At 63.3% G+C, this 22,703-nt stretch carries 13 protein-coding genes; 12 read left to right on the plus strand and 1 reads right to left on the minus strand.

What is annotated here, in order from left to right; all coding sequences use genetic code 11:
- Window positions 1-8: 8 nt before the first annotated feature.
- The 7 genes from VGC56_RS12025 (at window position 9) to VGC56_RS12055 (ending at window position 12,217) form a co-directional block, all read left to right on the plus strand.
- Window positions 9-5,765 carry a LamG domain-containing protein gene (locus VGC56_RS12025; RefSeq protein ID WP_464125149.1) on the plus strand — a complete coding sequence of 1,919 codons (5,757 nt, stop codon included), beginning with the start codon at window positions 9-11 and terminating at the stop codon, window positions 5,763-5,765.
- Between the two features lie 403 nt (window positions 5,766-6,168).
- A complete protein-coding gene (locus VGC56_RS12030) occupies window positions 6,169-6,330 on the plus strand; it encodes a hypothetical protein (protein ID WP_464125150.1) in 162 nt (53 codons plus the stop codon).
- Between the two features lie 56 nt (window positions 6,331-6,386).
- Entirely contained in the window at window positions 6,387-7,517 is a 1,131-nt protein-coding gene (locus VGC56_RS12035; RefSeq protein ID WP_464125151.1) for an MvdC/MvdD family ATP grasp protein, read from the plus strand.
- A 267-nt stretch (window positions 7,518-7,784) separates the two neighbouring features.
- Entirely contained in the window at window positions 7,785-9,023 is a 1,239-nt protein-coding gene (locus tag VGC56_RS12040) for a hypothetical protein (RefSeq protein WP_464125152.1), read from the plus strand.
- Window positions 9,020-11,149, plus strand: a complete 2,130-nt coding sequence (locus VGC56_RS12045; protein WP_464125153.1) for a peptidase domain-containing ABC transporter — start codon at window positions 9,020-9,022, stop codon at window positions 11,147-11,149. Before VGC56_RS12040 ends, VGC56_RS12045 begins: the two co-directional genes overlap by 4 nt.
- A 133-nt stretch (window positions 11,150-11,282) precedes the next feature.
- On the plus strand, window positions 11,283-11,801 hold the full coding sequence (locus tag VGC56_RS12050) for a hypothetical protein (protein WP_464125154.1): 519 nt from the start codon (window positions 11,283-11,285) through the stop codon (window positions 11,799-11,801).
- 233 nt (window positions 11,802-12,034) lie between these two features.
- Window positions 12,035-12,217 (plus strand): hypothetical protein, encoded by a 183-nt coding sequence (locus VGC56_RS12055; RefSeq protein WP_464125156.1) that lies wholly within the window; start codon window positions 12,035-12,037, stop codon window positions 12,215-12,217.
- A 24-nt stretch (window positions 12,218-12,241) separates the two neighbouring features.
- On the opposite strand, the gene VGC56_RS12060 is transcribed toward VGC56_RS12055, so the two are convergent.
- Window positions 12,242-12,571 (minus strand): MarR family transcriptional regulator, encoded by a 330-nt coding sequence (locus VGC56_RS12060; RefSeq protein ID WP_464125157.1) that lies wholly within the window; start codon window positions 12,569-12,571, stop codon window positions 12,242-12,244.
- Window positions 12,572-13,305: 734 nt separating this feature from the next.
- On the opposite strand from VGC56_RS12060, the gene VGC56_RS12065 reads away from it, so the two are divergent.
- The 5 genes from VGC56_RS12065 to VGC56_RS12085 all read left to right on the plus strand — a co-directional run bounded on the left by VGC56_RS12065 (window position 13,306) and on the right by VGC56_RS12085 (window position 22,532).
- Window positions 13,306-13,581 carry a hypothetical protein gene (locus tag VGC56_RS12065; RefSeq protein WP_464125159.1) on the plus strand — a complete coding sequence of 92 codons (276 nt, stop codon included), beginning with the start codon at window positions 13,306-13,308 and terminating at the stop codon, window positions 13,579-13,581.
- A gap of 647 nt (window positions 13,582-14,228) precedes the next feature.
- Window positions 14,229-16,301, plus strand: a complete 2,073-nt coding sequence (locus VGC56_RS12070) for a hypothetical protein (RefSeq protein ID WP_464125160.1) — start codon at window positions 14,229-14,231, stop codon at window positions 16,299-16,301.
- Window positions 16,302-16,587: 286 nt separating this feature from the next.
- On the plus strand, window positions 16,588-17,502 hold the full coding sequence (locus VGC56_RS12075; RefSeq protein ID WP_464125161.1) for a hypothetical protein: 915 nt from the start codon (window positions 16,588-16,590) through the stop codon (window positions 17,500-17,502).
- Between the two features lie 671 nt (window positions 17,503-18,173).
- Window positions 18,174-21,836 carry a galactose oxidase-like domain-containing protein gene (locus tag VGC56_RS12080; protein WP_464125163.1) on the plus strand — a complete coding sequence of 1,221 codons (3,663 nt, stop codon included), beginning with the start codon at window positions 18,174-18,176 and terminating at the stop codon, window positions 21,834-21,836.
- 276 nt (window positions 21,837-22,112) lie between these two features.
- Window positions 22,113-22,532, plus strand: coding sequence for a hypothetical protein (locus VGC56_RS12085; RefSeq protein WP_464125165.1), 420 nt, complete (start codon window positions 22,113-22,115; stop codon window positions 22,530-22,532).
- Window positions 22,533-22,703: the final 171 nt, after the last annotated feature.

The following is a 22,703-nucleotide window of genomic DNA, read 5'->3' on the forward strand; positions in this document are numbered from 1 at the left end:
GCGCTGAAATGGGCTTCGCTTTCGCTCCCCTCAGCAAAACGCTTCCTTCTTGGCCGAGTGCGTTCGGAGAGCCGGGCGGCCTGCTCGACGAGATCGGCGTCACCGGCCTCGAGTCCTTCTCCGACGAGACGTCGTTGCGCTTCATCGGCAAGCTGGCTTGGCTCGAGGAGATCGAGCTGAAGCTGCCTGGCCTCGACGCCGCCAGCATCGCGCTTCTGAGCGCCGGCTCGTTCACGGAAGTTGACTTCGAGCTGCAGGCCCTACCGGCGTTCAAGCTCATTCTCCCCAACCTCAATGCGACGTTGCGCCTTCGCTCGCCCATCTTGAGGCGGGTGAAGCTACAGAGCGGTAAATGGAACCCCGATCTGGACACGGGCGGCGCCGCCAGGCCTGTCGAAATCGGGCTGAACGGAGTCGCCGCCAGTATCACCGGCGAGGGAGACATTTCCGTTTCCACGGCGGGGATGGGCCTGAGCCTCAGTTCGTTTGAGATCGGCACGACCGGCCTGATCGTCGATGCGACCAACGCCGGCCTCCATCTAAACGCCGCCGACCCGCCGCCGCCGGGCGCCCAGCCGGGCTTCAAAGGCGTGTCGATAGCCCAGGCGAGCCTGCACCTCACCGCAAGCCTTGCCGGGGGCGCCGCGCCGGACACGGTGACGCTCACGGATGTCCTGATCGGCTCCTCCGGCTTCAGCGGCCGGGTCGCGGCGACATGGGCGCCGAACAACCAGTCGAAATTGTTCGGGATGGACTGCGAGCTGATCGAGCTGGCGATTGATTTCCGCCAGAACGCTCCGGTCGGCGGCGGGATCAAGGCGCGGATCAAGCTCCCCTTCTTCGACAAGCCGGTCGACGTCGAGATCGGCTACACCGCCGACGGCGCCCTCACCGTCGGACTCGGCGCGGCCAATGGCGGCCTCGCCACGCTGAGCATCCAGAACGTCCTCGACCTCGAGCTCGACGCGCTCAAGTTCACCGTCGACGATGGCGTCCTCACCGTCGGCCTCAGCGGAATGATCATTCCCAGACTTCAGGCGCTCAAGGTCCCCCCCATCCGGGTCGACAATCTCACCATCGACTCCAAGGGCAACGTCAACTTGCCCGGCGGCTGGCTCGAGCTGCCGTCGCAATACGCGCTCGATTTCCACAGTTTCAAGATCTCGATCACCAAGTTCGGCATGGGGCGCGAGCCGGACGGGCGCAAATGGATCGGCTTTTCCGGAGGCATCAAGCTGGTCGACGGCCTCCCCGCAGGAGTTTCGGTCGACGGCCTCAGGATCAGCTGCAAGGAGGACTGGAGCGACCCGAAGGTGTCGCTGCAGGGCGTCGGCGTCGAGCTCGAGATCAAGGACGTGCTCTACTTCAAGGGCGCTGTCGCCTATCGCGAGCCGAACCCCGGCGAGAGCCGCTTCGACGGCTCGATCAAGCTCGAGCTCAAGTCGCTGAAGTTCAAGCTCGACGGCGAGTTCGTCGTCGGCAACACCCAGACCTACCGCTACATGGCGCTCTATATCGGCGTGGACCTGCCGACCGGCCTGCCGCTGCTCAGCACCGGCCTCGCCGTGTTCGGGATGGAGGGCCTGTTCGCGCTGCGCATGGCGCCCAACAAGAAGCCAACCGAACCCTGGTATGCGCTCAGCCCGGCGCACTGCTGGTACAAGGACCATGGCAGCATCGGAGTCCTGCCGTTCGCCGACAAGTGGGACCCGGTGCCGGTCGGCAAGGCGTTCGGCGCCGGATTCACCTTCGGCACCCTCTCCGACAACGGTCATACGTTCAGCGCCCGCGCCCTGTTCGTCGGAATCTTCCCCGGCCCGATCTTCATGATCGACGGCGCCGCCAACCTGCTCAAGGACCGTTCCAAGCTCGGCGACGATCCGCTGTTCCGGTCGCTCGCCATCTATGACGGCAAGGCCGGCAGCCTGCTGGTCGGGCTCGATATCAGTTACAAATATGACGCGACCGGCAAGCTGATCAAATTGTCGGCCGGGACCGAGGCCTATTACGAATTCGCCAACCCCAAGGCATGGCGGATCAACCTCGGGCTCAAGACTCCGACCGAGCAGCGCATCCAAGCGCGATTGTTCTCGATGTTCGACGCCAACGCCTATCTCATGCTCAACGCCCGCCAGGTCGCGATGGGCTGCTGGGTTGGCTACGACAAAAAATGGAAGTTCGGCCCGCTCGGCGTCGCTTTGTCGGCGTGGATGGAAAGCAACGTCGTCGTCAGCTTCAAGCCGATGCAATTCTACGGCGACATGGCTCTTCACGGCGGGGTCGAGCTCAACGCCTTCGGCTTCGGCTTCAACCTTACCGTCGACGCCCGGGTCGAGGCGGAGATATTCCATCCCAAGCATCTGCTCGCCGAGCTCGACGTCACCCTCAACCTGCCGGCGCCGTTACCCAAGAAGAAGCGCCGGCTGACCGCCCATTGCCGGATCGAATACGGACCCACTCCGGACCCCCCGCCGATCCCGGTCGCGCTGAAGGGCGTGTCTATCGAACATCTGAAGGTCAGCACCACCTGGCCGCTGCGGTCCGCGCCGGAGGAGCTTCTGCAGCCGGTCTATGACGACGGTCAGGGGTTCCTTCTGGACTCGCCTGTAGGGGACATGAACGCGCTTCCGACCGGCCCGATCCCGGTGGTGCCGCTGGATTGCCGCCCGTCCCTCCATTTCACCCGCGACGTCCACGACGAAGCGAAAGTCGGAGCGGTGGTGCAGCTGCCCGATCCTGAGTGGGAGTGGATCGGCGACCCGGAGAAGAAACAGGGATCGGCCCGTATCCGCTACGCCCTAACGTCGGTCCTGCTCGACAAACGGACTCCGTCGGGCTGGCAAACGGTGGCCGGCAAGGGCGAGGGCGTGTCGGGCCTTCCCCCCTTGTTCGGGACCTGGGGGCCGGCGGCGGCTCCGGGCGGCCCGGGAGTCGCCCAGAACCGGCTGACCTTGTGGTCGAAATGCGGTTTCGACAGCTTCCGCAACACCGGCCTCGATTATGCGGACTGGTTCGCGGGCGAGTTCGGGGGCCTGAACGGCTACCCCTGCGTTCCGACGCCGAGCGAGATGTGCCTCGACTTCCGGAACGTGCCGCTGGGCGCGCGCGATTCCCCCTTCACGCATCCGGACCATCCCGGTGTGACCTTCAGCTGCCCGCAGCCGGGGCCGGCGCTGCCGCCGCGGCATATGATCGTTCGCCAGGTGTCTGACTGGGGTGAACGCACGCTCTGCTCGAACTTACGCGACAGCATCGACATCAGCTTCGCAAAGGGCGTCGGACAGCTCCGGATCCGTATCCTCTATTATGCAAATATGGCCCCTCCGGAGGTGACGGCGACGGGTCGGGGTGGATCGCGGGTGCCGCCGAGCTCGGAGGAGAGCCTGACGCCGGCCGAGGGAATGCATGTGCTGATCATCCGCTTCGATTCCGGCTCGGTCCGCGCAGTGCATATCGGCCCCGGCCTCTTCTGCCTTGCCGAACTGTGCGGCTCGTTCGGACCAGGAACCGCCCAGATCGAAGCAACCAGCCACAACCAGACGGCGATCGGGCTGTGGTCCGACGAGGGCAAGGTTCTCGAACCCTACACGATCTACCGGCTGCGCATCGCCACGCGCATGACGGTCACCGACTTCAAGCATGGCGGGACCGTCAACGGCGACCATGACGCTGTCCAGGCCGCCTTCTTCCGGACCGAAGGCCCGCCCAGCCTCGTCACGCTGAGCACGCCGCTCGACCCGCCCAACGCCAGCGCCGACAGAGCGCTCGACGATCTCGGCCTCTACGTCGCCCAGACCGCCCCCCCCACCGTGCCGCCGCGCGGCCAGCCGCCCATCCTGCCGCGGCCGGTCTATCGCGCCTATGACGTCGGCGTCGATTTCAACGAGGATTATGTCGACCTGATGTACCGCCTGGCAGGCCGAGACCTTGCCCTCATTCTCTACGATCGCAACAACAAGCCGGTCCGCGAGCGCAACGGCTCGGTCGCGGTCGCGGAGAACCCCTGGGGAGTAGCCGAGGCGCTCGGCCTGACCGAGACGGAAACTCGCTGGCTTGCGCTGATCGACGGAAGCAGCTGCGTTCCGGATGTGGACCGCACCCAAATTCCCAAGGATCTTACCCTGGCCGCCCCCGCGGAGGTGCTGGCACCCGACACCCTCTACCAAGCCCGTCTCACCCCCCTGCTTCTGCACGAGGATTTCGCCCGGATCGAATCGGGAACAGGTCGCTGGAACATCCATGATTTCGCCTCGACCGGCGGGCCCTCCGCCTGGTCGATCGCCCACAGCACCAATCCGGCAGCATCGAACCTGGCCCAGACCGGCGGCATCGGCACCGCCGGCGGCGGCGCGGCGAGCTTGGGTACCGCGGCGGTGCTGGGGCCGGACCCGAGAGCCCCGGCGGAGGGACCGGCTTCCTGGACCGACTACCGACTATCGGCCTGGCTCCAGTCCCAGACCGGCGGCTCCGTCGGGCTCGCCTTCCGCTGGGCCGGCCCAGGCGATTTCCACCTGTTCGCGATGGATGGGGCGGCAGGGCGCCGGCTGTATCGGGTGGCGGGAGGGGTCGTGACCTTGCTAGCTCAGGACCCGATGCTCTTCGCCCAGAACCGGTCCTATCAGGCCGTGATCGAGGCGATCGGCGGCACGATCAGGATCTGGGTCGAAGGTGAGTCCGTCTTCGACGTCGAGGACCCGGCGGCGCCGACCTCGGGCACCGTCGCCCTCCATTGTTCTGGGACTTCCACCGCCTTTTTCTCGGACGTTCGGGTTCACGACCTCTCCAAGGCGGCGAAGTCGGCTTACGGCTTCAGCTTCACGACATCACGCTTCGTCAACTTCCTCCACCATGTGCACAGCCACGACGACGACGCTTGGCCGGGGCCCTGCACACTGTCCGCTCCAGACTTTAGCGCGGTGGCGGGCACGGCCGTGCCGGCCCTGGGGACGCCGGTCGGCGACGATGAGGCGCGGGCCTTCGAAGCCCTCGCTGAAAACCTCCTCGGGCCGCGGGCCCGCCAGGAAGCCCCGCGGACCGAGACCTATCGGGTCGAGGCCGCGGAAGGGGAAGTCCTCGGCTTATTCGTCCGCAGCCCTGAGCCCTTCGACTTCTCGCGGCTCTCGCTCACCCTGCTCCAGGTCGCCAACGACGCGCCGGCCTCGATCGCGCCGGCGAAGGTCAAGCTGATCGGAGCGATCCTTGGCGCCACTACGCCCGCAGACGAGCAGGTCACCTTGCTGGTGCGGGAGACCACCAATCTTACGGGCTGGCGGCTACAGAAGCGCGACCCCGCTGTCGCAGATTCGGCGCCGTGGGAGACTATCTTCGAATTCGGCACGGAAGGAGAAATGAGAGACGCGACGTTAGTCAGGATCCACTCCGGCAACGCGGCCGGCGGTCCTGGAGACAATGCCCGGCGCCTCGAGCGGTACCGGGCCCCGACCAACGATCCGGGCGACCTCAAGCTCGCCGGCGATCAGGCCGACCTCCAACTCGTGGACCGCGACGGACGCGTCGAGCACCGCCGTTGTTTCTTCCGCGATGCGCTCTACGCGCCGATTGGGGTGAAATTCCTGCGGAAGGCGGACGGCACGGCACTGGCGTTGCTTCCGACCGCCCCACTACCGCCCGGCGCCCTGCGGCTCGCCTTTGTCTACCGAAAGGACAATCGGATCGCCCTGCCGGGGAGCATCGTCCTCACCGAAGCCGGCGACCGCGCGCCGGAAGCGGTAGCAATCGACATACCTACACTGTCACCCATTTAGTCGTCGGAACTCGTGCTTGGCGGAGTCGCCAGGATGCAGGGAGTGCCGGTACTGAAAACCGCGGCCAGCCATCCGAAAGCCGCAGAAATCACGCCCAATCAAGAATTTAGTACGCTGGTGACGACACCCGGCTCCGTATCTTGCGCATTGTCTGCCGAGCCAGGGGACGGCGCAATCCGTGTCGCTAAGCAGACCTGCGGAGTGCCAGCGAAAAGGTGGAGCGCCCCACCTCCTCGGCGAGCGAGGCTCAAGTTCCAAAAGGTTCAAAACACAACTGACCTCCCGACAATGCACCTCGGCCGCGGCAACAAAAAGGTTCATTCTCGACAGATAGGCTGTGCGCGGCTCCAGCGCTTAGCAAGTATCGCGCTGCCGGAATGAACCGGCACAAAGGAGAGCCATCATGGCCAATGAAAAGAAGGGCGTTCCCTTCGGACGTGCGATCGCTCGGGAGCTGACCGCGCAGGAGATGGATCAGGTTGCGGGTGGTGACACCTCCTGGACCCTCACCCATTGCATCCGGTCGATCACCGAAGATTGCGGCGACGGGTCCCAGACCGACTGACCTCTTACCGAGCTCCCTCCGGCGCTGTCCGGGGGGGGCCAAGGCCAGGTTTGACGATGAGCGTACTTATTCTCTCCCAATATGGCGACGTCCATGCAGAGGCGGTCCACTGGGCTCTAAACGAGCGCGGCATTCCGGTCCGCCGGTGGACCGTATCCGACTTTCCGGCACGGCAGCGCGTCACCGCTTCCCTGTCTTCGAACCGCGAACTCCAACTCGAGATCCTGGACGATGCTCGATCTGGCGCCCTTGTCGATGGGCGCCTCCGCGATCCGTCTGCAGTATGGAACCGTCGCCTCGGGAAACCCAGCCTCCACGCCGAGTTAGATCCCGATTACGCACCGTTCGTCCGCGAAGAATGCCGTCGCTTTATCCAGTCGGTCCCCCACATCGTGGCTCCCGACGCAAAATGGATCAACGAGCCTGCAGCTGCCCGGCTTTACGAAGGCAAGCTTCCTCAACTCATGCAGGCGCGGAGAGCCGGGCTCGCCATTCCTGATACCATAGTTACCAACGATCCGGAGAAAGTGCGCGCACTCTGCGATCGCTACGGCGCCATCATCTACAAGGCTTTCCTTGTGCCTTCCTGGAACTTTGGCGACGAGGCCGGACGCAAGCTCGCCGTCACCTTCACAACCAAGCTGACGCGGGAGACACTGGACCAACACCTGCCCAGCGTCAGCTTTGCGCCGGGCATTTTCCAGCCACTCATCCCGAAGAAATCGGAACTTCGCGTCGTGGTCCTCGGCGGTCGACTGATCGCCGCGCGCCTCGATTCGCAGAGCGCCTCCGATACCGCCATCGACTGGCGGGCCGGGGAGTCCAGATTCGCCATCGAGAAGGTCCGGCTGCCGGAGCACGTGGAGAAGGGCATCCTGCAATTCATGAAGGCCTGCGGCCTATGCTTTGGATGTATAGACCTGATCGAGACACCATCAGGGTCGCACGTCTTCTTGGAAGTTAATCAGATGGGACAGTTCCTCTGGCTCGACGAGGCTAACGACGAGTTGGATACTTTCCAAGAATTTTGCTCCTTCCTGAGCAGCGCCGCCGGTTTACCGACCGTTCCAGAGGAATTTCCAGACTACAGGGATTACCGCGCCAGCACATCTTTTGAGCAATTCGCACAGGTGCTTGATCCGGAGGAGCTCTACTACCAGAACCAACAGACCTATGTCCTGGCCTGACGACAGCCACTTTGAGGGTGGGCCGTCCCGGCGCGGCGCTTCCGTCCCTTCCTTTGCGGCCAGCGCAGTGGAGGTTGCGGCATCCGGATTCCGCCTTGCCGCTCCCGCCGTCTTGGAAGCCCGTCTCGCCGCTTGCCGCGCCTGCCCGGACTCGACCGGCGCGCTGATCACCTGCGCGCGTTGCGGCTGTCTCATGACTGTGAAAGCTCGTTTCGAGCAGGTGCGCTGCCCTCGCTCGGCCCGCGGCGAAAGCGTGGAGGGCTGGTGATGGGCGACTCGCGCGCCTACCCGCCGCCGCCGGGGTCCACGGCAGGCGGGCGCGGCGAGCGGCCGCTCGAGGAGCTCCGTATTGCGCCGCCAATATCCGTGCGGGTCGTGTCCATCGTCTCTGCGGCGTGTGTTGGGGTTCTCCTGACCGCCGCTGCCGTCGTCGACGTATCCCAAACCCGAACCGTGGCGGGAGCCGTCACGACTGGCGGCGCGACGATCGCCGTGGTCCCGTCACGCGCGGGTATGATGAAGAAACTGTTCGTTCGAGAAGGTAGCGTGGTCAGCGCCGGTGCTCCGCTTGTAGAACTGGACATCCCGACGTCGCGCGAAAACGGACTTTACGGGAACGAAATGGTCGAGGCCGCGTACCATGCTGAAGAAGCTTCGATGAGCGAGCAGATCGCGCGGCAGAGGGGGCAGATTGCCCTTGCCGCCGAAAAGGCCAGCTCCAGCCGCCAAGCCTTGCTGGTGCAGCGGCGCGAGCTGGGTCTACGCATCATCGCGCAAGAGGGCTTGGCAAAAAAGGCGCGCGAGCGGGAAGCGACATTCGAGCCCTTCCTTGCCCGCGGATTCGTCTCGCGCCACGAGTATGATTTGCGGCATCAGGAATCCGTCTCTCAAATGCAAGAGGTTGCCAGGCTTCGCGGGGAACTGGCGGCACTGGACGGGAATCTGGGAGAAGTCGCCGCACAGGAGCGAGAGACAAGGAACCGGGCGGAGCTGACGGTGGGAGAAACGCAGAGCCGGTTGCGCGCTCTCGCTCAGGACCATCTTAAAGACACGACCAGCCAAACGCTCGCGATGCGCTCCCCTGCGAAGGGAGTCGTCACGGCTATCCAATATCGCCCGGGCGAGTTCGTCGACGGCCGCCATCCGGTCCTCTTCGTGTTTCCGAAGGACGAGCCGCTGGAAGCCCAACTCGTCGTGCCGAATGAGAACGCCGCCACTCTTCGGGTGGGGCAGGTCCTCAAGGTCGAGGCCGTCGCGTTTCCGGCAAGCGAATTTGGCTATCTTCGTGGCGAAATCGTCTGGATTTCCGGCTCCGCGATTCAGCCTCAGGACGTCGCCACGCCGTATGAGGGCAAGACACCCGTCTTCCTCGTACGGCTCCGGCTCTCGCGAGGGAGCCTCGAACGCTCCGCCGTGATCCGCAGCGGTATGCGGCTTCGGGCTTCAATCATTGTGAAGAGGACCAGCTTTCTGCGCTTTCTGTTGCCCGAAAGTGAGGGCTCATGACGACGATCGACCCATTTACCCTGCTGTCGCGTCGGCGAGTTCGAACCATACGTCAGGCGGAGACGGCAGAATGCGGCTTGGCATGCCTCGCGATGGTCGCCAATTTCCATGGCCACGAATGGACTCTTCCTTCGCTTCGCATGGCGCATCCAATCTCCGGGCGCGGCGCCACTATTCGGGTCTTGGTCGCGGTCGCGGCAGAGATGGGCTTCGATGCCGCCGCCGGTTGTATCGATGCAGCTGATGTCGGGAAACTCGAGCTGCCGGCCATCATCCACCTCGACAACAAGCACTTCGTCGTCGTCGAGCGCACCGATCGCAAGGGCGGCGCCCATGTTCACGATCCCGCCCTCGGCGCCTATCGGATTTCCCGAGCAGGTCTGGAGAAGCGGTTCTCTGGATACGTCATCCAGATGTCGGCCCTCGACGGATTTGCCCGACCGGCGGCCCAACCGCAACTCAGCCTGCGTAATTTCTGGTTCTCGGCCCATGGACTGAAGCGCACCCTTGCCCAAGTCGCCGTGATGTCTCTGGTCATCCAACTTCTCCTTCTGACGCTGCCACTCTTCATCAAGTTCGCGGTCGATGGCATTCCGGCCGCCGACAACAGGATGTTGCTGGCTGCGATGGCGGGCTTTCTTGGACTGGCGCTATTCCACTTCTTCATGAGCTGGTTTCGGGACCTATTCCTGTTGTGGGTAGGCACATCGTTCAGCTTTGAGCTTGTCACGAAGCTCTTCCGCCACCTCGTGCATCTTGAGCTTAGCTGGTTCGAACGGCGTTCCGTCGGAGACGTGGTGTCCAAGTTCCAGTCGACACAACCCATCTCTGACCTTCTTACAAAAACGTTCATCGCCACCCTTCTCGACGGAATCATGGCATGCCTGACGCTCGTGGTGACCTATCTCTACGGGGGCGCCATCGTGCTTATACCCGTTGGCGCCGTCCTCATCACAATCCTCGTCCGGCTGGCTGCACTGCCGGCAATGAAGGCTCGGAGTCTGGATTCAATTCAGCTGAGCGCTCTCGAGAGCTCGACCTTCATGGAGACGGCTAGAGGCATAGCGACGCTTAAGGCGTTTGGCGAGGAAACCAATCGGGCTCGGATCTGGAGGGGCCAGAAGGCGGCGGCAAACAATGCCCTCATCCGCTTCCTTTCGTTGAAGGTCGTTCTCGACGATCTGATCGCCTTCACGACCAATGCGGAGCGAGTGATATTCATCTTCGCCGGCGTCGTGCTCGTACAGAAGGGGGTGCTGACTCTGGGTCTTCTCTTCGCGCTCCAGGCTTACAAAACTCAGTTCGTCGAGGCACTCGAGCGGTTCACGATGGCCATCGTCGACTACCGGATGCTGGACGTGCATCTCGGCAGGCTCTCGGACGTGGCCCTGACGGAAAGCAAAACCTATCCTGTCACTTCATCTCTGCGCGACGTACGCGGTGAGATACAGCTGCAGAATGTTGGGTTCTCCTACGACCGCTTTCAAAAGCCCGTGCTCGATGGGGTCAACCTGCGGGTCGGCGCTGGCGAGACCGTGGCCATCACAGGTCCTTCGGGAGGGGGCAAGTCGACGCTGGTCAAAATCGTGCTCGGCCTGCTGGAGCCGACCACGGGTGGATTGTCGATCGACGGCAACATCATGGATCGCGCCGCATTTGCGCAGATCCGGCCTTTCCTCGCCTCGGTGCTCCAGGACGACGTGCTCTACGGCGGAAGCCTCGCGCAGAACATCACCTTCTTCGATGAAGCGATGGACGAGGACCGCCTGCGCGAGGCCGCGCGCGCAGCCGCGGTACTGAGTGAAATCGAGGCGATGCCGCTGAAATTCAACACGCTCGTGGGAGACATGGGCTCAACTTTGTCCGGAGGACAGAAACAACGAGTGTTGCTGGCCCGGGCGCTGTACAGATCACCCAGACTATTGATCATGGATGAAGGAACTGCGCACCTCGATGCTTTGACCGAGCGAATGGTCAATGAAAGCATCAGATCGCTCAAGATCACGCGCCTGATCATAGCACACCGGTACGAGACTGTTGCCAGCGCGGATCGCGTCTTCTTTCTCTCGAACGGACAGCTCGAGGAGGTTTGTCATGAGGATTTTTCCCGCCGTCTCACGGCCTAGCCTCGGCGCTGGAGCCTTCGGGCTTGCCCTGATCGCCACCTTCACGGCGCATGCCGCAGTCGCTCCGCGACACCAGGCTCGGGAAACTGCGCGGCCGTCTAGGAAGTGCCCCCGCAGCACGATTCCCCCAACGGTGCTTTCCCTCAACTTCGCCGAATTTGATCAGAGTTCCGGAGGATGGCGCATCCTAGCTGATTGGGGCTGCTATCGGGGCGCGGCCGCCGTAATCCGCCGCTACGTCGCTGCTGGGGGCGCGGCGCTTACACCGCCTGAGCGCGCGATCCTCTACTTCCACTTGGCGCAAATGCTCGCCAGCACCGGCGACCGCACCGCCGCACTCTCCGCACTGGGCCTATCGCAGCGCGCATCCGCCCAGCAGTCCAAGCGCTTTGCCTCCTGGGACGTCTACGTCCAAGGCACGATAGCCTTTCTGAGACAGGATCGCCGCAGCCTCATCGACGCCATCACAGGACTGGAAAAGACGGCGGCGGGACAGGCTGGGACCGCAAAATTGGTGACCGAGCTGAACCTCGCGACCTTGAGAGGCCTGCGTGATTGTTTCGTGAAAGATTACTCAGTCGCATATTCCTCCGAGTGCGCCGTCGCCCGACCGCACGTGTCACTGCCGCCGGCGAGAGGAACTCAGCCCTGACCGGCCGGCAGCATCGCGACGCGCGGGCACCGGCGGACGAGTTCCGGGGTGCGCGCAGGCAGACCGCGGACCGCCCCGCCTTCAAGCCCGGTGCCAGGAGCCTAGTCGTCGCTACTCTGTCTGGCTGCCGCGGTTGCGCAGCTCTGCGAGCCCTGCTCGAGAACGCCGACCTCGGTGCCCTCGACATCTCCCTCTTCGTCTATGACGCCGCGGATGCCCACTCGCACACAATCATGAGCTGGCTGGGCCCACGGGAGTTTCCGTCGGCCTATCTGTTCCTTGGCGAGACGCTCATTGGGGGCTGGGCAGGTTTCGCGGGCGACCCGCACTCGGCCGAGGCTCTAGCCGAGCTCAGCACTTATCTGCAAACGGCCTATGCACTCGGCGGGATGGAAAATCCGGAGCAAGCCCTATAACCGTTCGGCTCAGGTGGCACCCGATCAGCTCCAGCGGGCCATCACAACCCTCCCCTCCAAAAGGGCCGCCTCGACCCGGGCTGCCCCTGGATCCGAGAGGCAGATGAACACTCGCCTTCGATCGTTTGGATCCGGCTCGCGCAGCACGGTACCGTCCGATTCGAGCTTCCTTATCCATCGCAGAGCGGTGCTGGTCGGAACGTTCGCGGCCGCACATACGCTGGAAACGCATACCAGCCTCTGCTCCTTGCGTGCGAGGAACAGGTCCAACATCATATCCCACGCGGGTTCGAAAAAATGATCTGCGCTAAAAAAATTCAGCCGTGCCCGGCGGGCCTTGATCAGGGCGCTCACATACTCAGCCGTAACTGACGCTAAGGCGGCGCCAGGCTGCTCAGTCTCCTCAAGCGAAAAAGCGATACGCGTCAGTTCATGGCTGAGCTGGTACAGCCGCCGGCACTCTGGCACCAAAGAGCCTGAAAGTCCCACGTAGAGCCTCCTGCCCGCGAGCCCCACTCGCGCACCTCTCAGAGGTATCTGCAACTTGAGCGTAACGAAAGGACTTTTTCGCCTAATTTCAGACTGATGTTCGTGCGTGAGCAATCAATGCGTAGCCACATCCTGCGGGGGCGGTGGCGCAGGAAGGCCCTCCGCTGCCTGGGGCGAATCCTGAAAGCGACAGCGTGCGGGTGGCGGTTGGGGACTGCGGCCTCGCGGCCGCCTTGCCGGAGGACCACGCACCCACCGGCGCCTGAGTTGTAGATGGATTTCCCACGGACTGTCTCCCCTCAAGCCACTACGTCGGGGGAATAAGTCAGCGGGAGACCATTGGCGCAGCAATGCCGCACCGCTCTACCACGTAATACTGCCCCTGGAGCCAAAGTTCCTTGAAGGCCGTAGCCATGTCAAAAACGATTCATTCGCTTGTCGCCAATTTTTCCTGCTTTACCTCTCATTAATAGGCATTTAGGCCGGCCCGCATATGCAGATGCAATAGATCCAATCGCGCCGATTAGCGCCGTAACGATCCCGGCTTTAACGGCCTTGCTCAGCCACAGATTTTGTGGGCACTTTAGGAGATACGACTGATGCGGGATAGAGACGGACTCGGTGGGTTGCCGGTGCGCGAGGCCTTCATCAGCGCAACCGCCGGCGGGTTTGAGGTGAGGTTCGGGCCCTACTCGCCAGAGCGCGTCGGGGCATTCCTCAAAAGGCTGGTGGAGGAGCACGACGGGGAATATACCTTCGTTGTGACTCTCGCCTGCGACCCGATCGACGATCCCGTGCCCCACCTGCGCGAGTTCACCTGCCAGGTCGAAAGCTTGGCTACCGACCCACCCGTCGGATCGGAGAAGTCTCACTGAGTCAGCTCCCACCTATCGGGTCACCCAACCCTAATTGTACCGCCAGAGAGTTCGCGATGAACCGGAATCCGCGGAGCGAGGCGCGGCCCCGGTACCGATAGCATCTCTTCAGTCGCGCATATGATTGATTACCGGCCCATATCGTTGAGTTGGCAGCAAATCGCTGAGTGGATATCGACGCCGTAGCCTCGGAGCACGTCCAGACCCGCTCCAACCCCGTCGCCGGCCGCTGGCTTTCTAGACAACAGCGCCCACGTGCGCACTTGGCACGGCTGCTGCGAGGCTTGATGACGTTCGGGGGTTCACGCCTGCGCTTCGGAGGCCTCACCAAGCAGTTGCCGAGCAACGTGCAAGGACTTGTCCAGTCGCCTGAGGCCGGGACATCAGCCCGCGAATCACCCCGCCGGTCGAGTCGCAAGGGGCTGCAAAAAATTCGCTCTAAAAGCTGTCGCCGGGGAAAGAAAAATTTTTCCGGCTCCCGCACGTTCAAACCCCTGAGGGGTACTTAGATTTGAACGTGTACGTACGTAATTTGTTCTTGCAACACATTTTCGACGAAGCGATAATACAACACGCCGAACTGATGCGACTTCAGCTCGTCCGGCTGTGAAGTTTGTTGTGAAGTGGTTGTGAGAATGAATGCGAAGTTGAAGGTTTCGATCGGTACTGGTGATCTCTTGATCGATAAGAGTTGCCTATCTGATCCAGTTTTCCTGGCTGTCACCGAGCGGCGTAAAAAAGACCTTGTGGTCCGCTGCCTTCGGACTGGCCTCGAGCGACTGATGAGCCGCGCAGAGTTGATCGAGCTGCGTGAGAAGAGAGCTCTTGAGGTGCGGCGAGTGAACTGGCGCAAGCTGCCGCACGAGTGGCTGCGGATGATTGCCGTCGGCTCGGACGGCTGGCCTGAGGAGCTGCGGCTGACGGCGCAGATGCGCGAGCGGTACTGCCTGAGGGTAATCCATCTGGTCGAGCGGGAAGTTCCGCTCACCAAGGCCTGCCGCCGCGCGGCTCGGTCGGTTTTTCAAAGGCATGAGGGCGAATGGCGCGAGCGCCTCATCCATCTTCGTGGAAAGGCCGAAGCGGCCTCTGCGACGCCGCGGGCCAAGCCTGCCCCTGTCGCTCTTGCCCCTGAGCCGATCGTTCTTGCCCCCCCGGGCGAGAGCACGCTCTTCAACTGGTTCACGAGGTACGTCGCTTCCGGCCGGGACATCAGCGTTCTTATCGACCGGGTCCACGACCGCGGCAACCGCGTGCCGCGCAAAGAGAATAAGAGGCATCTGGAGACTGAGGGCGGGGGTGCGCTTTGCGTCTACGGCGCAATGTTTTCGGCCGGCAGGGAAATTTATCTGAAGATTCCCGCGGCCAACAAAAAGGCTGCGTACGAGGCGTTCCTCACGACGTGCAAGCGGATCGGCGCGGAGCCTGTTTGCCGTCAGACATTCTATCGCTTCCTGGAGGCGAACTTCACGGCCTTCCAGCACTACGAGGCGGCGTGGGGCAAGAAGGAAGCCTATTACCGTTTTGGCTTCTTCAACAGGCGGGAGCTGCCGGAAAAGCTGCTTGAGCAGGTGGAGGTCGATCACACGTTGCTCAACATCTGGCTCGAGGACGAACGCGGCAACTTGAGGCGTCCGTGGCTGACGCTCTTCATCGACCGGGCGAGCCGCTGCGTCCTGGGATTCCACCTGACCTTCGATTCGCCTTCCTATGCGAGCGTGCAGCGGGCGCTTCGTCATTCACTGGTCGCAAAGGATGTAGCCCATTTCGGCGTTCGGCATGAGTGGCCCTGCCACGGGCCGTTCGAAATGGTCTTCTCGGACCGCGGTTCCGAGTTGCGGTGTGCGTCTTTCAGAGCCGCACTCGAGTTGCTGGGGACGCTGCTGATCAGCCTGCCGGGCGGATGCCCGCACCCCCGAGGCACGATCGAGCGCTTCTTCCAGACTGTGAAAGAAGCGCTGCTCGCCCTTCCTGGGGCATTTTCTTCGACCGCCGAATATCCTTCTGATTTCAAGCCGAAGCGCGGGCGGTCACTCGCCTGGTTCGAGGCATGGCTCACGAAGTGGATTGTCGACGACTACCACCAGAGGTCCCACTCGACGCTGAAATGCTCCCCGGACGCGCGCTGGCGGTTGCTGGCGGCCCAGCAGGAGATGCGCGCGTTGCCGGAGAACGTTCGCCTTGAGCGCCTTCTTGCGTACAGCTTCACGCGCAGGGCTCGGCACGGCGCCATCCACAGGGGCAGCAAGGTCTACTGGTCAGCGGAGCTTACCAGCGCGATCAAGCGCGCGGGCCACCTGAAACGGTGGGAGGTGCGCTTCAGCCCTGACAGCCCGAAGGTCGCCGAGGTCCTCGACGACACAGGCCCGTGCCCTTTGTGGATCCCGGTCAAGGTGATGAAGGCGGCCTCCGCGAAGGTTGCAGCCAAGCTGATTGCGGAGGCGAGGGCTGCCGAGAAGGGGCTGAGCCAGGAGTATCGGGATAGCTTTACCGATGCGACTGCGCCGTCGCCTCGCACCGACACCCGCGCCGAGGAAGAACAGTCCTTGCCGCCCATCAGCGACGGCCGGCTTAATTCGGAGCCCCCCGTGCCGTCTGCGCCTGGACGCCAGTTCCAGTTCCAGTCCCAGCCGCAGCCCCAGCCCGAGCCTTCTGCGACTCCCGCTGAGGAGGAGCGTGACTCATCCTGGCTCGAGGACCTCGTGTTCCAGGCCGCTGCCTGAGCCATTAAAATTGAAGCCCAAAGAGATTCCAATCATGACGACGTCCTCCAACACGCCCGCTGTCGGTCCCCTTCCCTTCCCGTCTTTGTCATCCCTGATGCCGCCGGCGGAACTCACGACCCGGATTACCCGGCTAGAGTCGGCACGAATCCTTCACCCTGCCTTTTACCACGCGCTTAGCAGCATAGCGGATCTGTGGGCGTTCTCACCGTCCAGGCTGCCCTCCCCTTGCCCCAAAGCCAAGGCGAAGCTTCTCTATGGCCCCCGTGGTGCAGGGGTAAGCGCAGTGATCGCAGCCTTCGTGGATTGCCTGTCCACCCAGGAGGGGGAGGACGGTGCCCCGTCGCAGATCCTCAGAGTCTCTCTCGCGGCGCCGTCGATGTCCAATAACCGGTCGAAATCGGCGCTTCGGCAGCCGTCCGACCCGACTAGCTCGATCAATGGCGTCACCGAGGAGGTCGACCTTATCTGCTCAACAGCGCAAATGCATAACGTCCGCCTCCTGATCCTTGAGGAGGCCGAGGTGCTCATGGACTCGAGTGACCCTCAAGCGGTGGCCGAGTTCCTGGAGCGTCTCCTGCACGGACTTCCCTGCAATCTTCTCATCTCCGGCAAGTGCCCGATCTCAATCCTGGCCGAGTTCGCGCCGATCGCCTCCAGGATCGAGGGAGTGATTCCGATGCTGCCATACGATTGGCAAGCCAGTGAAGGGCGCGCTGAGTTTATGCGCCTTTTGCAGGATATCGAAAATTTGCTGGATCTGCCCCAGCCCTCCCGTTTCGCCGCCGCGGACTTTGCCCGACGGCTGTACGCCGCGAGTGGCGGGCTTCTTGGTCCCCTCGTCGATTACGTCAGCCTCGGGATGAAACTGGCGGCTCGCCGGGACTGGCCCGCAATAGACGTATCGCTGATGGCCGAAGCCTACGCGTTGCGCCACTATGTACCAGCCACTCCGCCGGTGGTTGACCTTGAAGCGAGCTGTCCGCGCGAGGAGGGACAATCACTCGCTTCTCTCCGCGAGCGGGTCATGAGGCCCCAGCTGGACGCACAGGCGAACCCTTTCGCCTGCACGCCTGAGCGGCTGACCCTGCTGTGCGCTCAGGTCCGTCGAAAGGCTGAACGGTCTAGCCGCGCGCCTGCATTCTCCCCCCGCCCCCGCGCGCGGCCCAGCTTCGTCCAGCAGCAGCTTACGATGCTCTAACGAGCCGGGGAGTAACGGGCGCGGCTCCTGGAGCGCAAGAGGCGCGCAAAGTGGGGCAACCCGTTGATCGCGCGCTCAACGATATGGCCACCATCTGGGTGGGCTAGAGCCTCAGAGCGCCACACAAAGTCACCCAATGTTATGCCCGATTGAAGAGGTGCGACCCTCGGCCAAGGGGGAACGGCGGACGTAAGGGTGCTCGTCAACAATGTCAGGTTGTTTCTGTCGCGGGTGTTCCGGTGAATTCGTCCGGCGATGGAATGTCCACCATCCTTACCGATGGCTCGTTCGATCACGCCTTTGAAAATTATACCAAAGCGGTGGAGCAGCGACCGGCCCGCGGGTGAGCTCCTCCGGGCGCTCTGCGCTTCCTCTTGAGACGGATCGCTCGCGGGCGCATCGAGATTTCGTCGAAAGTTGTCACGCCGAACCTCTCAAGGCCTCCTGCCGAGCCTGTCTTAGCGCGAGGACACTGACCGCAACCGGTTTTCTTTTCGTACCTTTCGCGCGCGAAGGCTACTCGCCGTCCTAACTGTCTACTCTTCGCTATCCGGAGTAGAATGGCACCCGACTCGGGAAAAGCTTGGGGGGGCACAATGGCACATGCTTGGCAGCCTGCGTTTGATCCGCAGGCGGGGAGCGCGGACAATCTCAAGTCTCACGCTGTTCATATGGCGCTCTTGCCACACGGCGCGCTCGGCTCCGTCATTTACTTCTCCGGGAATCGTTGGGACGGCACAAACCACAACACCGGCAACGTCGATCATAGCGCCTTACTCGACTATGCCTCCCGCACGGCAACGCCGGCCGGCTCACCCACCGGGCCGAGCGGACTCAATCCAAATCACTTCTACGATCTCTTCTGTTCGGGCCATGCCTTGCTGGCCGACGGGCGCCTCCTTATCGGCGGCGGCACGAGTATCATGGGGATTCCGGCCGGTTCGAACCCGCATGAAGGTCACTGGGGCGGATTGCGAGAAGCCTTTGCCTTCGATCCCAATGCGGCTTCTCCCTGGAGGGCCCTCGGCCTCATGAACCCGCAACCCGGCAGCGATGTCGGCGGAGGGCGCTGGTATCCAAGTCTGGTAACGCTTGCGGATGGCTCGGTGTTGGCGCTCTGCGGACACCCTCGCGTCTATCCGCCCTCCTTCGATGAAGCGGCGATCAGCGACTATCCTGCGAGCGAAGACGACGATCGCCACAACAACTCGACTCCTGACCGCTATAGTCCCTCGTCGGACAGTTGGGCGCAGCTGAACGTACCAGCCGGCCTGGGCGAGAGCTTTCTTCATGATTACGAGGTGTTCTACCCGCGCGTGCACGTCCTGCCCGGTGGCAAGCTCCTCATCGTCCAGCCGCTCTTCACCTCGCCGGATAACGGGTCGATCGATGACACGGGCGCGCTTGCGGGGAAGTCGCTCGTCTACGACCCGGAGTCGCAGACCGTGACGGCGTCATTTCCAGGTCCTCAGCTTGTGGACGGCTGGTATCTCGATGCGACGACCGCCGCGCAACCGACGTCATCGGTGCTTCTGCCGTTGCTCCCGGAGACAGGCTATCAGGTCGACATCCTGCTGTGCGGTGGCGTTCAGGCCCTGCGGGCGACCTTCCCGGCGGGCTCGGAGGCCGGTGCATCCTGGGTGCCGACGGCGGCACGCTCCGCCTTCTTCCTGCAGGGCGCGACCCACGTCGTTCCCCCTCGCTCCCACGCGATGGCGGTTCTCCTTCCGACTGGCGACGTCTTCGTCAGCGGGGGCCTGAACGTCTGGAACAATACCACCGCGTCGGCCGACTACGACCAGACCTTCGGCGTTCGGGTGCCGGAAATCTTTTCGCCTACCACCGGTCAGTGGACGGCGCTGACGGATACGCCCGCGGCGATCACGCGCGGCTATCATTCGAACGCACTGCTGATGCTCGACGGGCGGGTCCTGACCGCAGGATCGGAGATCAACGGGGTGTTCGGTGCCGGGAGCGCCGAGTTCCGGATGGAGGTTTTCGAGCCCGACTATATCAGCGCGCCGCATCGCCCCTCCATCACGAGCGCGCCGCCCTCCGCCTCGTACGGCGAAAGCTTCGTCGTCGCCTACGCAATCGCGGCGGGCAGCCCCTTCCCGGATATTTCCCGGGTCGCGGCCATCCGGTTTGGCGGAGCGACCCATGCCTTCAACTATGATCAGCGTTATGTTGGGCTGGAATTTACGCAGACTCAGGCCGGGAACCTCGAGGTGCTTGCGCCGCCCGATCCTTCGATCGCGCCGCCTGGCTATTACATGCTCTGGCTGCTCGACAGCGGCGGCGTCCCCTGCAGCCAGGCTGCAACCATCAGGTTCGGACAGCAGACCGTCTCGCTCGACTTCGACCGGTCGGTGTTCAGCATCTACGACGTCGAGCTCACCGAGGATCCGGCAACGCACCAGGCCGTCTATCACCGAGCCATCTATGCGGTATTCGACGGCTTCATCCCCAATGAGGTCATGGGCCTTACGCCGACGCTTGCCATCTCGGGGACGGGCGTTACCGCCAGCCTCTCCGCGGGACCCCCACCCAATCCGGCGCTTGAGCTGTCCGACAGCCCCCAGCTCATTCAGCGGACGGTCTTCGCCTTCGATGTGCAGTTCGATGGCACGGCCGCCTTCACCGGAATGGCCGGGGACGATTTGCGGACGCTCACCGTCACGCTTGCCTCCGGACCCTGGAGCGCGACGGGCACGATCGAGCTCGTCATGGAACCCAGCCCGTTCATCCTCGATGGCGAGCCATCCTATCTGAGCGACGACCTCCGCGTGTTCCGGGTGATCGAGGGCAACTCGCCTACCTGGCTCCCGGGCCATGTTTGGACGGGTCCGACGGATTATATCACAACGTTGGTCCAGAACTTGAACACGAGCGCGACCCTTGGCTCGACGATGTTCGGCACCATCTCGCCGCTGGAAGCCTCCTCCGCCCTCCTCCTCGCTCCCACCACGGACGGGACAGCAACCGGTCCTCGCGTGCATAATTTCGCGGTCGCGCGAGTGCGCCTGAGGAGTGCAGCCGTCCCGACCGACGGGGTCCGCGTCATGTTCCGGCTCTTCCGTACTATGACTCCGTCGCTCGTGTTCGACACCGCAACGATTTTCCGGCGGCACACCACAGGGCTCGATGCGATTGCCCTGCTGGGGACGCAGGGCGCCGAGCTGATGTCGATCCCGTTCTTCGCGCACGGCCGCGTCACTCCGAGCCAGAACATGATCCTGCAGCAGGATCCGCCGAACCGGCGCGACATGCCCGCGGCGCCAGCCGAGGAAATCGCCTATTTCGGCTGCTGGCTGGATATAAACCAGCCGGACGACCATCGCTTCCCCGCCAATCCCGGAAATGCCACCAGCTTTGCGGGCGTGCCGGCGGGCGACCTTCGCAGCATCCAGGAGCTCGTCGCCGGCACGCACCAGTGTCTGGTGGCCGAGGTTCACTACAAGCTGGATGCAGCTGCGCCGGATCTGCCGCGGCCGGGGGACACGCCCGCGACATCGGACAAGCTGGCCCAGCGCAACCTGGCGCTCGTCTGGTCCGCCAATCCCGGGCGGCCAGAGACGCGGACGGTACAACATAGTTTCGAGATCGCCGCACCAGCGGTGGCGACGCCCACCTTCGCGACGCAGGGAAGGCTGCCACCGAGGCGCCAAGGCCTTTGTCTCTGGTGGGACAGCCTCCCGGCCGGCTCGGTCGTGGACACCTACCTGCCCGGCATCGCGGCAGCCGATATTCTCGCGCTCGTTCCCGCAGCGCATGCGCAGACGTGGCAAGCCGTCGACGGCAATACTCTCCGTTGCCAGGTCGCGGGCGAATACGCATTCCTGCCACTGCCGACGGCTCGGGCGGCCCACCGTGTGTCGGGGCTCCTCACGGCGCGGCTACCGGCAGGCGTTCGCCATGGCGAGCGCCACAAGATCGTCGCTCGGCAGTTCGCGCCGACGGGTAAGCTTCTCGGCTCGTTCGAGGTACGCATCGAGATCAATCGAGATCACGGCTGGCTCCTCGCGCGCGACAAGGATGAGTATGCGATACTTCAGCACAGCCTCTCCAGGCTGCCGGCGGGCGATCCCTGGACCAAGGTCCTGATGCGCATTGTCGCGCAGCTGCGCGAACGGATCGCCGCCTTCGGCGCCGACCCCGACAGCGTTCGTGCCTCGCCTTGGGGCGCCGGGCCGCACGGGTTGCTCGACTCGCCACCAAACCAGGGCGGATCTCCGCAAGCCGGGAAAAAGAAGTCCTATTGGTGGGTGTTACTCTTAATTTTTGTCCTTCTGATCCTGATGATTGTCCTATTTTTTTGGTCGGGCTTGTTATGAGGGGGGCGACGCCCTGAGCGTGCTAAGTGGTGTTTGGAGCGGTGGACAAACTTTCTGTTCCTGCCTGAGCACTGGAGGCCGAGGTCACCCGCCGCAGTAGTGATCTTTTTGGCTGCGCAAGGCGGGTCGACGCGTCACGACAGAGTCATGAACCTTTCGTATGGCACTCCCTCGTGTAGGCCCCCGCCGCGTTCACGCGCCGATTGGGCTTCGCGGGCAGGAAGCGCTGCTCTCAGTGGATTTTGCTGGCTCGTTCCAGCCTTTATTGAACCTTCCATGTCTCACGAGTTTCAAGAAAAGTTCGTCGCCTTCATCGATATCTTGGGGTTCAAGGCGATGGTGGAGGCGGCGGAGCGCGGGGAGCGGCGCACCGTGGCCGAGGTGCGGGAGATCCTCGACCAACTCGCCGGCGCCGGGAAGGCCGCCTCCATCCGCACGCATGGCCCGACCACTTGCCCGTGCAGCCCAAGGGTGCGGCAGGATCTAGCCTTCGAGGTGACTCAGATATCCGATGCCGTCTTTGGGACCGACCCAGCCGGTTCTTTCCCGCACGCCATCCCGTTGAAGTCGAAGGCCGCATGGTTCGTGCTGAATGAGGTGAACGTAAGGCCCTCCTTGTTCAGATCGATGATCAAGGGGGTCCTTTTTTTGCGTGAAGCCCGCCGAAAAGGTTGCTCAACGGATTATCGAGCGTGACGCGGAGACCTGTGTAGGTCACGACTTCTCTCCGTCGCCCGTTTAGGGAACATCGACACGGCCTGGCGCCGCACGTCGATCCTGGAGAGTACGCTCAGCCAACCGTCGTTCCGGCCGGATGTTTGAAGCGCAGCCTTACCGGTGGAGCTCGTCCCTTGTGGCCAAAGGCGC

Source organism: Allosphingosinicella sp. (assembly GCF_036403745.1).
GTDB lineage: Bacteria > Pseudomonadota > Alphaproteobacteria > Sphingomonadales > Sphingomonadaceae > Allosphingosinicella.